Consider the following 13,499-nt stretch of genomic DNA (forward strand, 5'->3'; position numbering starts at 1 on the left):
CCCGCCCCGCACCAGACGAAAGCCGAGGTGATCCGGCGGCAGGCCCACGGCACAGCCGCCGACACTGGCATCCCGGACAAAGTCGATGACCGCCGCGCGGTGCACGCCGCCGGCGATGCGCACGCCGCAGTAGGGCTCGGTCTCGGCGACGGTCCCGTCCGGCGAAAGGCGGCCGCTCTGCATGCAGCCGTCGGTCCATTCCCAGACATTGCCGGACACGTCGGCCAGCCCCTTGGAGTTCAGGCCGAAGGCCCCTGCCCCGTGCAGGGCCGGGTCCGCCTCGCGCCGCAGGGCGATGCCCTTGCTGTAGGCGGCCAGCATCTGCTGGCCCGGATCGGTGGCCTCGTAGTCCGCGCCCCCGTCGCCGTAGCGTTCCGCCGCCGCGAGCTGCCATTCGCGATCGGACGGCAGGCGCCAGGCCTGGCCGGTGCGGTCCGAGTACCAGTCGGCAAAGGCGCTGGCGTCGCTCCAGCTGACCCCGGTCTGCGGCATCGCGTCCGCGACCGGCCGTGCGGGCGCACAGGCCCCGTCGGCCACGCAGGCCCGGTACTGCGCGCCCGTGACCTGGAACTTCATGATCGCAAAGCCCGGCACCGCGACGGGCAGTCGCCTCGGCGTGCGGGTCTTGCCCGCCTGCGTGAAGCTCCCCAGCGGCCGGTAGAGGATCTCGCCGCTGTCCACCGTCACCAGGTCGGGTTGCGGAAACGGCGGCGCGGCGGGCGGGTCGACCAGCACGCCAAGGGACGCGGCGGCGGCGATGACGGGCAGAGCGAGTACGGTCTTCATGTCGGATCCCTCCAGAACGGGCGAGGGCGGCCGCAGGTCGCGGCCGCCCCCTGCCCCGGCGGTGTCGGAGCTGCCTCAGAAAGCGGCGATGGCACTTGGCGCGAGGACCTGTTCCATCAGGTCGTTGTTCCAGTCGCCCTCGACCATCACGTGTGCGGTCGCGCCCAGGTTCACCGCCTCGATCAGGTTGTGGTTCACGTAGGCGTAGACGCCCGGCTGCAGGAACTCGTAGAGCGCCGCTCCGGCCGAACCGCCGCGGATGAACCAGGTTTCCATGTCGCGGTCCGGCGGGTTGTTGAACTTGCCGCCTTCCCAGACCAGGTCGCCGTGGCCGCCGATCAGGTGCGGACGCGTATCCCGGTTGCCCTGGCTGTGGACGAACAGGACCTTTTCCCCCACCGCGGCCTTCATCGCGTTGTCGCCGGTCAGGGCCCCCACCGCGCCGTTGAAGACGACGTGACTGGGGATCAGCCCGTTCATCACCTCCAGCGAGTCGGGATAGCTTTCGGCCACGTCCGCGTAACGCTTGTAGTTGCCGTCCGCATCCTTCGGGATGTAGAACTCGTTTTCGCCGATGTAGTAGACGCGGTCATAGCGGACGGGCCTGCCCTCGTGGTCCTTCAGCCCGTCGCGCGGCAGGATCATGATGGTGCCCACCATTCCCGCGGCGACGTGCCAGGGGATCATCGGGCCGCCCGGGGCGCAGTGATAGACGAAGGTGCCCGGCCGGGTGGCCTTGAAGCGCAGGATCGTCTTTTCGCCAGGGTTCACCAGCGTCAGCGCACCACCCCCCAACGCGCCCGTGGCGGCGTGGAAGTCGATGTTGTGCTGCAGCATGTTGTCCGCCGGGTTGATCAGCGTCAGTTCCACGTAGTCGCCTTCGTGGACGACCATCATCGGCCCGGGGATCGACCCGTTGAAGGTCATGCCCTGGAGGTATGCGCCGTCGTCGACCTGGATTTCCTTTTCGACGATGGTCATCTCGAACTCGACAATCCGGGGCGCGCCGGTGACCACCTGTTCGTGATCGTGCACGTAGGGCGGCGCCACCAGCTCGCGGCGAATACGCTTCAGCGTCGAGAGATCCGCCGGTGCGGCAACGGGCGTGAATGCCTCTTCGGCATGGGTGGCCCTGGCGAGGATGGGCAAGCTCGCCGCTCCGGCGACCCCCATCAATGCGGCCCTTCTCGTCAGCATTTTCAATCTCCTTTCCGGTATGAATGCTGTTGAGAAAAGAATAACGAACCCGTGAGATCCAAACGTTGTGGAAACGCAAGTTTCAGGCCCGTTCCGGCGGTCCGGCCACGATTTCCACGCCGATCTTGCGCAGCAGTGGTAGCTGATTGTCCGCCAGCACCACCGCCGCGGTCGAGGCGGCATCCGCCATCGCGGCGCTGTCGTGCAGGGCGGTCACCGGCGTGCTGCGCAGGGCTCCTGCCCTCCCCGCGGGATCGAAGATATGGCCGATGCCCGCGCCCGGACCGACCAGCGTGGCGCCCAGTTCCGAGGTGGCGACCGCCCTGTTCGTCAGGCGCAGCACCCGGCCACCCGGCAGCCGTACAGGCCAGCCGTGGCCGGCGCCGTCGCTCAGCACGCGGATTTCCCCGGCATTCACCATGACGTTGTGCAGGCCCGCGCGGGTCAGCAGCTGGGCCAAACGGTCGGTGGCAAAGCCCTGCGCGATGCCATTGAGCGTCATGGCCATGCCGTCCCGCCCGAAACGCACCGCGTCGGCCGCGACCGACACCCTGTCGAACCCGATCCAGCCCCGCGCCTCCTGCAAGCGGTCGGGGTCGGGGCGCCTGCCTGTCGCCGCCTCTGCATGGAGCGCAAAAAGCGGCTGCACGGTGGGATCAAAGGCGCCCTCGGTCACCGCGTGTATCGCGCGGGCGACCGACAGAAGGTGCAGGACATCCGGGTCCGGATCCGGCAGGACGCCGTCCCGGTTCAGCCGCGACAGGGCGCTGTCGGGGCGGTAGAGCGAGAACAGGCGCTCGATCCGCTCCAGCTCGGCGGCGATGGCGGCAAAGACGGGGGCCGCCTCCTCCTGCGTGACACCCGGCAGCGCGACCTCGGTATGAGCCCCCAGCGCGTGCCCGCGCCAGGTGGCGACCGGCGCGGCCGCCGACAACCGCGAGGCGGCACAGGCCGCCGCCGTGATCGCAAGAAGGCGCCGTCGCGTGATCCCGCTCATTCTGCCGCCTCCGTGTTCATGACGTGACCGACCATTTCTGGCATGTCCGGCCGGACATAACTCTCGGGCACCTCGCCCCATGTCACGACCCGCCCGCCGTGTTCGGCCACGAAGGCCAGCGCGGCCGCCCGGTCGCCGAAGGGGATGGCCTCGGGCACGCCCATGCCGCCCGGCCGGTCGCTTTCGATCACCAGGCTGGCCGCATCCGCCGCCAGCCAGTTCGCGATGCCCGGGATCGCCCAGCTTTCGGCGCGGGCCATGTCCGAGACGAAGATGCCCGCGATCTCGGCGTCCCGCTCGGGGTCGTATAGGTAGGCGACCGCGTCCGAGACCTGGGCAAACCACAGAGGCGCCGCCTGCCCCTTGAGGTGGATCTGCGCCTTGGGTCCCGGGTGATCGGCCACGAACATCTGGCAGTAATGGCCAAGCGCTTCGTCGGTCATGGCGACGGGCAGCACGGCGGCGGTTTCTTCCTTGCACCCCGCGAGGGCGACAGAGGCGAGCAGGACGAGGACAAGCGGTTTCATGGAACGATCCTTTTCGTGCGGATGACGCCCAGCATCAGGCAGGCGCCCAGCCAGAGGCCGAGACCGGCCAGCGCGGCGACGGGCGGAAACGGCAGCGTCCGCGCCAGCCCGTCGATGCCCGCGATGGGCGCGGTCTCGATCAGGGCGAGGTTATAGAGCCGGAAGGCGTCGGCGGGATTGGCGATCACGAGCCACGGAAAGACGTGCGAGGCAAAGGTGCCCTCGCCCGAGGCCATGAGCGCGCCCAGCAGCGCCACGTCGTAGAGCACGACCAGCAGCAGCCAGGTGCCCACCGCCGCGGCCGCCGCCCGGGCCGTCCGCCCGGCCAGCGCCGACAGCATCAGCCCGACGCCGACAAAGACCGCCCCCAGCACTGCGGCGGTGACCATGAGGCGCAGCCATGCCGCGATGCCCTCGGCCCCGGTACCCAGCCACACCGCCGCCAGCAGCCCGGCACCGCCAAAGGCCAGCGCGATGGCCAGCCCGACGGCCGCGGCCTGCGCCAGGAACTTGCCGACAAACACCTCCCATCGGCGGACGGGCGTGGCGAAGGTCAGCGCAAGGGTGCCGCGCTCGATTTCGCCGGCCAGCGAGTCGTAGGACATCAGCAGGGCGATCAGCGGGATCAGGTAGACCGACAGCGTCGCCAGGCTGGCGGCGGTCAGCGTTAGCACGTCGGCCTTGAGCGCCGCCCCCTGCCCCGCGCCGAAGAGCGCGAGCGCCACGGCGAAGAGCCCTAGGACGCCGGTCGCCAGCACGACCCAGAGGTTGCGCCGGGCCTGCCGGAATTCCTGCTCGAAGATGGTACCGATCCGGGTGGTCATGTGCGGTCCTCCGTCTCGTTACGCCCCGAATAGTGCCGGTAGATGTCGTTCAGTCCCGGCGCGGCGAGGTCGATGTCGCTCAGCGCATGTTCGTGGCGCCCGAGCTGCGCCAGCATCGCCAGCTTGGCGTCCTGCGGGCATTCGAGCTCCAGCCGGCAGCCGTTGACGCGGCGCCCCCCGAATGCTGCGTGCAACTCGTCCGCCGCGCCGGGCTTCGCCGTCACGCGGATCCGTGTGGGCAGCGCCGCGCCCGCCGCCAGCTCGGCCAGGGTGCCGTCCGCTCGCAGTTTCCCCTGTGCGAGGATGGCGACGCGATCGGTCCGGTCCTGCACCTCTTCCAGGCTGTGCGAGGACAGCAGGACGGCAGAGCCGCGTGCGGCGGCATCGGCGATGATCTCGTAGAACTCCTGGCGCGACACGGGGTCGAGCCCGCTTGTCGGCTCGTCCAACAGCAGGAGCCGCGGCGCGCCGATCAGCGCCTGTGCCAGCCCGAGGCGCTGGCGCATCCCCTTGGAATAGGTCCCGACGGTCCGGTCGGACGCCTCCGTCAGACCGACACGCGCCAGCAGGTCGGCCACCGCCGCCCGCGGTGCACCGCGCAGCCCCGAGAAAAAGACCAGCACCTCGCGCCCCGTCAAGTTGCGCGGGAACGAGACGACCTCGGGCAGGTAGTTGACGGCGATGCGGGCCGCGTCGGTTCCGGGTGCGTGGCCTGTCACGGCTATCCGCCCCGCGGACGGTTGCAGGAAGCCCAGCACCGCCTTGAACAGCGTCGACTTGCCGGCACCGTTATGGCCCAGAAGCGCCAGCCGCTCGCCCGGCCGGACGGACAGGGAAACGTCCTCCAGTGCCCTGAGCCGCCCGAAGGACAGGCAGAGGTTTCGGATATCGAGAATGGGATCAGTCATGAGGGATCTCCCTGCGGCACGCCCGCGTCTCCGGGCGAGGCCAGCGGATGGCTGTCGATCACGCCGCCGGGCAGCAGGCCCGGAAACTTCGACTGCGACCAGCGGACAAGCTGCATGGCCGGCGCCCCCATCAGCAGCCGCGCCGCAGGCTGCGACCAGACCAGCCGGTCGATGCTGTCGTTGGGCCGGTAGGGGCTGTCGGCCAGCCCGTCGCCGTTCACGTCGAAGGAGGCATGATCGGACCAGTAGTTGCCCCGTCCCGCCTCGGACCACTCCAGCCAGCGGGTGCCGACATATTTCACCTGCGACCGGTTCCCGACGAAAGCATTCCCCACAAGGGCGTTGCCCTGACTTCCGGCGGTGAAATGCACGCCGATGCTGCAGCCTTCGAACCGGTTCGCCTCGAAGCGGTTGTGGTTGGAATTGTAGACGAAGAGGCACTTCTCGCCGCCGTCGCGCACCTCGTTGCGGCGCAACTCGGCCTTGTTGGCGAAGTTCATGAAGTAGCCGTGATTGGCATCGCCCTCAGACAGGTTCCGCGCCACCAGCAGCCGCGTGGAATACATGAAGGCAAAGCCCATGTCGTTGCCGCGGCTGATATTGTCCGTGACCTCGATGCGGTTGGCGTACATGGAATGAAAGGCAAAGCGCAGGTCGGTGAAAGTGTTGCGCCGATAGACCGCGTCGTTCGAGGTGGTGATGAACACCCCGTCGCGTCCCTTGGCAATGGTGTTGTCCTCGACCGTCAGGTCGGGGGCGTTCCAGACGTAGATGCCGGGGCCGCGTTCGGCGACGCGCAGGTCGTTGCGGCCCTCGATCCGGTTGCCGCGAATGGTGACGTCCCTGGCGCCGTGCACGTCGATGCCGATCAGGTTGCCGTCGAGCGTCACGCCCTCGATCACCGCGCGGTCGGCGCCCTTCAGCAGGCGGATGCCGCTGTCGAGATCGGCAAGCGACGCCCCGGCCCCCGCGATGGTCACACCGGAAATCGTGACATCCGGCGCCGTGACGGTGACGACAGAACCCTTGCCCGGACCGTCGATCCGGGCAAGGCGCCCCGTTAGTGTGAGCGGCTTTGTTATCTCGACCGGCCCGGCATAGGTGCCGTCTGCGAGCACCAGTTCGTCGCCGGGCCGGGCCTCTGCAACGGCCCGTGCCAGCGCACCCTGACCCGGCCGCACCTCGACTCGCTCCGCGAGGCAGGCAAGCGGGGTAAGGGCCAAGGATAACGTCAGGATCAGGATGCGCAGCATCGGATCTGCCCCTTAAGCGACCGGCTTGACCAGCATCCGGCCGCGCATCTCCATGTGGAGCGCGTGGCAGAACCACTGGCAGTAGTACCAGTGCACCCCCGGCCGGTCGGCGGTGAAGGTGACGGAGGCGGTGGCCTGCGGACCGACCTCGAAGGCGATGCCGTGGTTGCCTAGGGTAAAGCCGTGGGTCAGGTCGTCCACATCGTCCATATTGGTTATGTAGACCGTCACCTCGTCACCCTGCGTGACCTCAAAAGCCTCGAGACTGAAGGCCGGCGCGACCGAGTGCATGTAGACCCGGACCTTGTTGCCGTCCCGGATCACGTCGGCCCCCCAATCAAGGTCGACCCCGTCTTTTTCGGCCTGAAGGCGCGCCTCTTCCCACAGAGTGTCGCCGCGATCGTAGATCGACGCCGGGTTCACCTTGTCTGCCCGCACAAGGATACAGTCATGCGGCTCGGCAAAGGTAGGTCCGTCGTGCACCAGCGCCATCTTGTCGCCCGAAATGTCGATCACCTGGTCGTTCTCTGGCTTCAGGGGCCCGACGTTCAGGAACCTGTCCTTCGAGAACTTGTTGAGCGAGATCAGGAACTGGCCATCGGCCTCCAGCGTTTCGCCCATCGTGGTGTGGTTGTGGCCGGGCTGGTAATGGACATCGATCTTTTCAATGATCGGGTCCGCATCCTCGCCACTATAGGCGCGGATCGCGTCGCCAATGTTCCATTTCACCATCTGGCTGTCGAGGAACAGAGTGGTAAAGGCGTTGCCCTTGCCATCGAAAGCGGTGTGAAGCGGGCCCAGACCAAGTTGGGGTTCGGCCACTACGGCGGAACGCGGCTCGGCCCCGCCGAACACCTCGGGCAGCTTCGTCACGTCGATGACGGTCACGGTTGGCGACAGTTTGCCGTTGATGCACAGATGCCGCTTGTCCGGCGCCATGTTGCAGCCGTGGGGAGAGTTCGAGACCGGGATATACTGCGTGTATTTGCCCGCCTTGCGCCCGTCCAGGACCTTGACGCCGTTGTACTCCTTGAAGTCTCCCGCCGCGATGCCCGCCTCAATCGCCTTGATGTCAAATACAACGACCCAGTCTTGCTCATTGGCGGTCATATCCGCCAGAGTGACCCCGTTTTCCGAGTTGTAGCAGGTCGAGAAGGCAAAGAGCCCGTCATAATCGGCGTCGCAGTTGTCAAGGTTGCCGTTGACGATCACCTGCCAAGCGATTTCCATCGTGTCACCGTCGATGGCGGTAAAGATCGAGACGTATTTCTCTGGCTCATCCAGAACGATACCGTCGTTCGGCAGCGGGATACGGTGTTCGCCATTGGCAAAGACATAGCCCGTGCGCGGGTATTTCTGCGGCCGCAACCCGTGGATGTCCGAAGTATTGGGGATCTCGATGATCTTGTCGGTCTTCATGATGTCGCAGCGGATGCGCGCGACACGGGTGTTGGCCTTGTCATTGGCGAAAATGTAACGCCCGTCATAGGTGCCCTCGGTAAAGGACATGTGCGGGTGGTGCAGGTCGCCGTTGTCATAGGTGACGCGCCCACGCTTGGCGAGGAACTCCTTGGTTTCGGGCAAAAGGCCCTCGGTCAGGATCTTGAGGCTTTCGTTGGTCGAGCCCCAGCCGGTGGCCGAGCAGCGGTTGAACACCGGGATGCGCATAAGTTCACGCATCGAGGGCACGCCGATGATGCGCACCTCACCCGACTGGCCCGAGGACCAGAAGCCATAGTAGCTGTCCAGTTGACCCGGCGCGACCTCGGTCGCCGCCGTGGCCGCATGGGCCTTGCGGGCAGAGGCGAGCATGCTGAGCCCCCCGGTGCCGGCAACGGTCACCAGCGCCGCGACGCCCGCCGTCCCCTTGAACAATCCGCGCCGCGAGACGCCTGTCGTTTCTTCTTCGCTCATTGTCTTTTCTCCTTCATTTGGTGCTGGAAAGCTGGTTGGGATGGCCGAGGTTCGGCCTGTCGGCCCGTTGGGCATGGGCGGCAAGCGAGGCCGCGGAGGCCGCGCCGCTAGCCCGCCGCTTGTCACGCTTGATGACGACCGGGCAGCGGGCATGATCCTGATAGAGCACCTGGCAATTCAGGCAGGAGATGCATTCGTTCGGATTGATCTCTCCGGTCGGATGAATGGCCTTGACCGGGCAGTCCGTCGCGCAAAGCTGGCAGGGGTTGCCGCATTCCTTGTAGCGCTTCAGCCAGCGGAACATGTGCAGCCGCGCCGGGATCGCCAGCCCGCCGCCCAGTGGGCAGACGTAGCGGCAATAAAAACGTTCGATGCACAGCCCCGGCAGCAGGAAGGCCACCGCGATCAGCACATAGGGCAGCGGGCGCGCGAACTTCAGGATGATGGCGGTCTTGAAGGGTTCGACCTCGGCAAAGCGTTCCGCCAGTTCCAGCGAGTAGAGCGACAGGCCGAAGAGCCCGAGGAAAATGACGTATTTCAGCGCCCAGAGCCGCTCATGCAGCCCCCAGGGCAGCGTCACCTGCGGCACACCCAGCCGCCGCGCGATCTTGTTGGACAATTCCTGCAGGGCGCCGAAGGGGCAGAGCCAGCCGCAATAGGCACCCCGCGCCCAGAACAGCAGCGCGGCGGCCACGGCGAACCACAGGATGAAGATCAGCGGATCCATCAGGAAGGTGTTCCACTGGAAATCGCTGAACAGCGCGTTGACCACGGCGAGGATGTTGACGACCGAAAGCTGCGCGTTGGCGATCCAGCCGACGAAGACCAGCGTGAAGACCAGGTAGGCATTGCGGAGGATCGCAAAGGCCCGGGCGTTCCTGGTCGCTATGCCCTGAAAGAAGAAGATCCCCGACAACAGCGCCAGTGCGGCGGTCAGGACGACGACCTGCGTCCGCTTGGTGTCCCAGATCCGCTGCCAGAGCGCATCGCGCGCGGCGGCGTCCGAGGGCTCGGGCGCGGCCTCGGCGGCCGGGGCGGCGGCGACGGTGCGGGTGTAGAGATCAGGCAGTTCGAAGCCCAGGTCATAGGTCAGAAAGACCTTGTCGATCGGCCCCACGGCACGACTGACGAGAAACTGCAGCCGGAACGGCGCGGCCGGATCGAAACCCGCCTCGGCCGGGATGACGAACAGGTCCATCTCTGGGAGGTCCGGCGCGCCTTCGGCCGCGACCCGGACGATGCGGCTGTGATCGCGGTCGCGGAAACGATAGGACATCTCGTCCTGGATCAGCTGGAACCGGTCAAAGATGCCGCCGCGCACATAGCCCGAACCCTTGAAGGACCAGCGCCCTGCCCCGAACACGGCGATCGCCTCGTCGCCGGGCTGCAACCGCTCTGACAGGTTCTGCCAGGCCGCCTCGCCCAGCAGCGACCGTCCGATGGTCGGATGGCTGACCAGCGCGGTCCAGACATCCACATGCGCGTCGGTTCCCGGCCCCGGCTCGGCGTTCTTGTCGGTGCGCGGATCGCCGAGCGCGGCGAAGTCCGCGTTGATCGACTCGACATCCAGCATGAGCCGCCGCAGCGCACCGTTCCCGGCCAGCGTCTCCCAGCCGGCGACGTCGCCCGCGTCCCGGTCGATTTCCCGCATCGGGCCGGCCTGTTCCGGCGCCGCGAAGCCGTCCAGCCCCAGCGCCCGCGCCGCCTTGACCCCGGCGCGCAGGATGGAATCGTCGATCACCATGATCGTCACCGTCGCGCCCGACACGATCTGCAGGTCGTCGGCGTCCCGCGGGCCGGACACGCCGCGCAGGTCAAACCCGGTGTAATGGTCGATCACCGCACGGATCTCGGATTCCGGGATGCCCACCAGCACGATGGGTTCGGAGTGTTTTACCAGTTTCGCGCCGGTCAGCATCGCGTCCGGCGAGATGCCGGCGAGGATGTGGATGGGTTTGCCGGAATAGCCCGTGGTCGGGACGAAATCGGAGGTCAGAAAGACCCAGCCGATGGTTTCGCCGCCGCTCAGGGCGGGCACGAGCCCGTCGTCCCGCGCCGGTCCGAATGCCGTCGCGCCGGGGACCACGTCGGCCACCTCCACGCCATCGAGAAAGCCTGTCACCAGCGGATCGGCGCGGCCCGGCACGGCAAGGCCAGTGATCGCCATCAGTGCCAATAGCAGGAATGCCCGCATCGTCTTGTCCACCGCTCTCGTCTGATTGATCCGTTCAATGACGGCTTAGCCGGAAGCCGAGAGGCGAAGTTTGCGATTGCGCAACAAACAGGCGGAAAGGCCTGTGCCGGGGATGGTGACGGCAATTCAGACGGCGCGATCCTGCACGCCGGCGCGCGGGTCAGATCACCAGATCGTCGGCATAGGCCCTGAGGATCCACTCCGGCAGGATCGGCGCGGCCCTTGTGAGGCGTCCATTGGCAAAGACCAGCATCTGCCCTGGCGCCGTGTTGAGGCGGGATTTGTCGAAGACCATGCCCCTGTCGGCCCGCAGCACCGCCGCGCGGATAAGTGGCGAGCCTCGGTCGTACTGCGCGCGGATCTTTTCTTCGGGCACGTCGTGCCCGCCCTCCTCGGTGCGGCCCCTGACACGACTCCCCGAGAGATCGTGGCTGTCGACGCCCACGTGCATCACCACGACGATGTAGCCATGTGCACGGGCATCTTCGATGATGTCCAGCTTGGAGGGATGCGAGAACACGGTTTCGGTGGCGAATCTCCGACCCGCCTGCATCATCTCGGCCCGGCGCGCGTCGGCGCTCCTGGCGGCCTGGTAGGACGCCGCCATCGACGGATCGCGCAGCTCGTCGCGTTGGATGATGTCGGCATTGATGAATTGACCGGCGAAGGCAGGCGCGACGCGGGGCTGGTAGAGGGTCGATTTACCGGCGCCGTACGGCCCGGCCAGCAAGACGAGGCTGGGCCTCAAGCAGGATCGTCCTGACCGGCATAGACGAGGTTGCCACCGGTATCGAGACCGCCCCCCCCCGGCCAAGAGCCTGGCGCCGGGCGAAGAAGGCCTCTTCAGCCTCGGACGGCTGCGCCATCTTCTCGGTGAAGGCGTCGAGCCATGCGGATTCCTCGTCCTCCTGCAATTGGGACGTGTCCAGCCTGCCTTCCAGGGCCGCGGTGATGCGGGCATAATTGAAGTGTCCCGAGTGTTCGATCGCCCAGCCGATTTTCAACCAGTGGGTGATCTGGCCAGCCACGGACCGGCTGTGCAGGTCCGCCTCGCGGCGAACCAGGGCCATGATGACGTCGGCAAGTTTCACAGATTGTGCCATGGGCGCCTCCTTACATGCCTCTCAGGTGGCAAAATGCCACCTCAAAGTTAATCTCCGGAGGCCGGCGCGCGGACCCGCGGTTGCTGCCCGTGATTGTCCGTCGTACCGGTCAGCCGGACGGGTTCTCGTCGTCGCCCTGCCCCGTCTTCACGCCGCGCCGAATGGCCGTCAGCCCCTGTCCGACCTCGCCCATGGCGGACGAGATTTTGCCGCGGCCAAACAGGATGATTACCATGAGCAGGACCAGAACCAGTCCCGGCAGTCCGATGTTGTTGAGCATGTTGTCGTATCCGAATGCGCCCGGTGCGGCTTGCGCCGGGGAATGTGATGAATGCCTTGCGGCACGTCCCCTTTCTGGCCGGTTTCCGTGCAGTCGACGTTGCGCAACCGCAATGTGAGGACGCATCGGCCCGCCGTCTCACACTCCGATCTCGATCCTTCGCAACCCAGGGAATTCCAGTTGCGCCGCGCCCCTCAGCAGGCGCTGGTGATGGGTCTGCACGTATTGCGCTAGGAACCGGCTGGGCGCGCGCAGCGCCAGCACACCGCCCTCGTAACAGGCAAGGGTCAATGGCGAGAACCAGCGACGGTGCAGCGACGGTTCCAGCTCGGCCAGCCACGCCTGCGTGCGTGCCCAGGGATCGCCCGACGCCGGTGTCTCTCGTTTCGTGGCCTCGGTCCGCGCCCCCTTCCCTTTGAAATCCACACGCACCACCTTTTCAGAAGCGGACGGCGTGGCGGTCTGCCGTGCCATCCGGTCGGAATAATCCGGCCCGACCCGGTCCCAGACCGGCGCGCCCAGCCGGGGGATCTCGGCGATGTTGAGACGGTAGGCGGCCACCCTGCCCCGGACGCCGGGTCGCAGCTGCAGTTGCAGCAGGATCGAGGCCGCGGTGAGCCGCTTGATCTCCCGCTTGACGGTGCGTTCGTCGACCGACCACAGCCGGGCCATCTCGCGCTGGCCAACGGTCAGTTCGTCACGCGCCCAGTTGTATCGTGCCGTCACCAGCGTCACGAGCCGCTGTCAATCCCGGAGCAAGATTGGCCAATGCACCGGTGTGACAATCCCCAGCGGTTGGCTCTGACGCGTGCCAAGGCGCACAGGCCGAAGGCCAGTTCAAGGGGGACTGGATTGTTTGGTTTCAGGGATTGCGCTTTCGGCTCTCGCGTAGCCTGAAGCTTTCACCGTTCATCTCGAGGATGTGGACGTGATGGGAAAGCCGATCGAGTATGGCGCCGGACAGGCGTTCCGATCCGAAGACCTCGGTCCGTTCGTCGAACGGCAGGTTCGAGGTGGTGATGATCGAGCCTCGCTCATATCGCTGTGAGATAACCTCGAACAACAGCTCCGCGCCGGTTTTGGAAAGCGGAACGAAGCCAAGCTCGTCGATGATCAATAGGTCATGGGTGGTAAGGCTCTTCAGGAGCCGTTGGAGCCTGCGATCATCGACAGCCTCCATGAGTTCGTGAACCAGGGCCGCGGCGATGGTGAAGCCGACCTTCCGGCCCTTCTGGCAGGCGGCCAGACCAAGACCGAGGGCGACGTGCGTCTTGCCCGTGCCGCTCGGGCCCAGAGCGAAGACATTCTCCCGACGGTCGATGAACTCGCAGCGTGCCAACTCCATGGTCAGCGCCTTGTTGAGAGACGGGATAGCCGTGAAGTCGAAGCTGTCGAGGCTCTTGGTCGATGGGAACTTGCGGCAATGGTCGGTCTCGCGATCGGCCAGCAGATCGTCACTGTAGACTTGGTCCGTCATGGACAATTCAGCGTTTTCGGCCATCGTACCGCTCATGTC

12 protein-coding genes and 2 pseudogenes are annotated in these 13,499 nt (G+C 66.5%); all 14 read right to left on the reverse strand.

Going from position 1 to position 13,499, the window contains the following annotated elements:
• Positions 1–786, reverse strand: a 786-nt coding sequence (locus RBB42_RS18880) for an SUMF1/EgtB/PvdO family nonheme iron enzyme (RefSeq protein WP_306043751.1), incomplete at its 3' end; no start/stop codon positions are given.
• A 75-nt stretch (positions 787–861) separates the two neighbouring features.
• Positions 862–1,983, reverse strand: a complete 1,122-nt coding sequence (nirK, locus tag RBB42_RS18885) for a copper-containing nitrite reductase (RefSeq protein ID WP_043146657.1) — start codon at positions 1,981–1,983, stop codon at positions 862–864.
• 82 nt (positions 1,984–2,065) lie between these two features.
• Entirely contained in the window at positions 2,066–2,980 is a 915-nt protein-coding gene (locus tag RBB42_RS18890) for an FAD:protein FMN transferase (protein WP_305971221.1), read from the reverse strand.
• Complete coding sequence (locus tag RBB42_RS18895; RefSeq protein WP_305971222.1) at positions 2,977–3,507, reverse strand: nitrous oxide reductase accessory protein NosL; 531 nt, start codon at positions 3,505–3,507, stop codon at positions 2,977–2,979. Before RBB42_RS18895 ends, RBB42_RS18890 begins: the two co-directional genes overlap by 4 nt.
• The gene (locus RBB42_RS18900) at positions 3,504–4,331 is read right to left on the reverse strand and encodes an ABC transporter permease (protein ID WP_043146663.1); all 828 of its coding nucleotides are present in this window, start codon (positions 4,329–4,331) and stop codon (positions 3,504–3,506) included. The genes RBB42_RS18895 and RBB42_RS18900 overlap by 4 nt, the downstream gene beginning before the upstream one ends.
• Positions 4,328–5,239, reverse strand: coding sequence for an ABC transporter ATP-binding protein (locus RBB42_RS18905; protein ID WP_305971223.1), 912 nt, complete (start codon positions 5,237–5,239; stop codon positions 4,328–4,330). The genes RBB42_RS18900 and RBB42_RS18905 overlap by 4 nt, the downstream gene beginning before the upstream one ends.
• A complete protein-coding gene (locus RBB42_RS18910; protein WP_305971224.1) occupies positions 5,236–6,492 on the reverse strand; it encodes a nitrous oxide reductase family maturation protein NosD in 1,257 nt (418 codons plus the stop codon). Before RBB42_RS18910 ends, RBB42_RS18905 begins: the two co-directional genes overlap by 4 nt.
• Before the next feature lie 12 nt (positions 6,493–6,504).
• Positions 6,505–8,406: a TAT-dependent nitrous-oxide reductase gene (gene nosZ / locus RBB42_RS18915; RefSeq protein WP_305971225.1), complete on the reverse strand. Its 1,902-nt coding sequence runs from the start codon at positions 8,404–8,406 to the stop codon at positions 6,505–6,507.
• Positions 8,407–8,419: 13 nt separating this feature from the next.
• Positions 8,420–10,600: a 4Fe-4S binding protein gene (locus RBB42_RS18920; RefSeq protein ID WP_371931751.1), complete on the reverse strand. Its 2,181-nt coding sequence runs from the start codon at positions 10,598–10,600 to the stop codon at positions 8,420–8,422.
• A gap of 160 nt (positions 10,601–10,760) precedes the next feature.
• Positions 10,761–11,348: an ATPase gene (locus RBB42_RS18925; protein WP_305971226.1), complete on the reverse strand. Its 588-nt coding sequence runs from the start codon at positions 11,346–11,348 to the stop codon at positions 10,761–10,763.
• Positions 11,345–11,703 (reverse strand): annotated as a pseudogene (locus RBB42_RS18930) (TA system antitoxin ParD family protein). Before RBB42_RS18930 ends, RBB42_RS18925 begins: the two are co-directional and overlap by 4 nt.
• A gap of 109 nt (positions 11,704–11,812) precedes the next feature.
• A complete protein-coding gene (locus RBB42_RS18935; RefSeq protein WP_305971228.1) occupies positions 11,813–11,983 on the reverse strand; it encodes a twin-arginine translocase TatA/TatE family subunit in 171 nt (56 codons plus the stop codon).
• A 138-nt stretch (positions 11,984–12,121) separates the two neighbouring features.
• Positions 12,122–12,718: a DnaA N-terminal domain-containing protein gene (locus RBB42_RS18940; protein ID WP_305971229.1), complete on the reverse strand. Its 597-nt coding sequence runs from the start codon at positions 12,716–12,718 to the stop codon at positions 12,122–12,124.
• 127 nt (positions 12,719–12,845) lie between these two features.
• Positions 12,846–13,400, reverse strand: a pseudogene (gene istB, locus RBB42_RS18945) (IS21-like element helper ATPase IstB); the annotation flags it as partial.
• Positions 13,401–13,499 lie beyond the last annotated feature (99 nt).

The sequence above is a fragment of the Mameliella sp. MMSF_3455 genome, assembly GCF_030733205.1.
Taxonomy (GTDB): domain Bacteria; phylum Pseudomonadota; class Alphaproteobacteria; order Rhodobacterales; family Rhodobacteraceae; genus Antarctobacter.

Excerpts from the sequence above, each read along its gene's own strand:
- nirK (WP_043146657.1), bottom strand. The coding sequence starts at position 1,983 with ATGCTGACGAGAAGGGCCGCATTGATGGGGGTCGCCGGAGCGGCGAGC.
- RBB42_RS18890 (WP_305971221.1), bottom strand. The coding sequence starts at position 2,980 with ATGAGCGGGATCACGCGACGGCGCCTTCTTGCGATCACGGCGGCGGCC.
- RBB42_RS18895 (WP_305971222.1), bottom strand. The coding sequence starts at position 3,507 with ATGAAACCGCTTGTCCTCGTCCTGCTCGCCTCTGTCGCCCTCGCGGGG.
- RBB42_RS18900 (WP_043146663.1), bottom strand. The coding sequence starts at position 4,331 with ATGACCACCCGGATCGGTACCATCTTCGAGCAGGAATTCCGGCAGGCC.
- RBB42_RS18905 (WP_305971223.1), bottom strand. The coding sequence starts at position 5,239 with ATGACTGATCCCATTCTCGATATCCGAAACCTCTGCCTGTCCTTCGGG.
- RBB42_RS18910 (WP_305971224.1), bottom strand. The coding sequence starts at position 6,492 with ATGCTGCGCATCCTGATCCTGACGTTATCCTTGGCCCTTACCCCGCTT.
- nosZ (WP_305971225.1), bottom strand. The coding sequence starts at position 8,406 with ATGAGCGAAGAAGAAACGACAGGCGTCTCGCGGCGCGGATTGTTCAAG.
- RBB42_RS18920 (WP_371931751.1), bottom strand. The coding sequence starts at position 10,600 with ATGCGGGCATTCCTGCTATTGGCACTGATGGCGATCACTGGCCTTGCC.
- RBB42_RS18935 (WP_305971228.1), bottom strand. The coding sequence starts at position 11,983 with ATGCTCAACAACATCGGACTGCCGGGACTGGTTCTGGTCCTGCTCATG.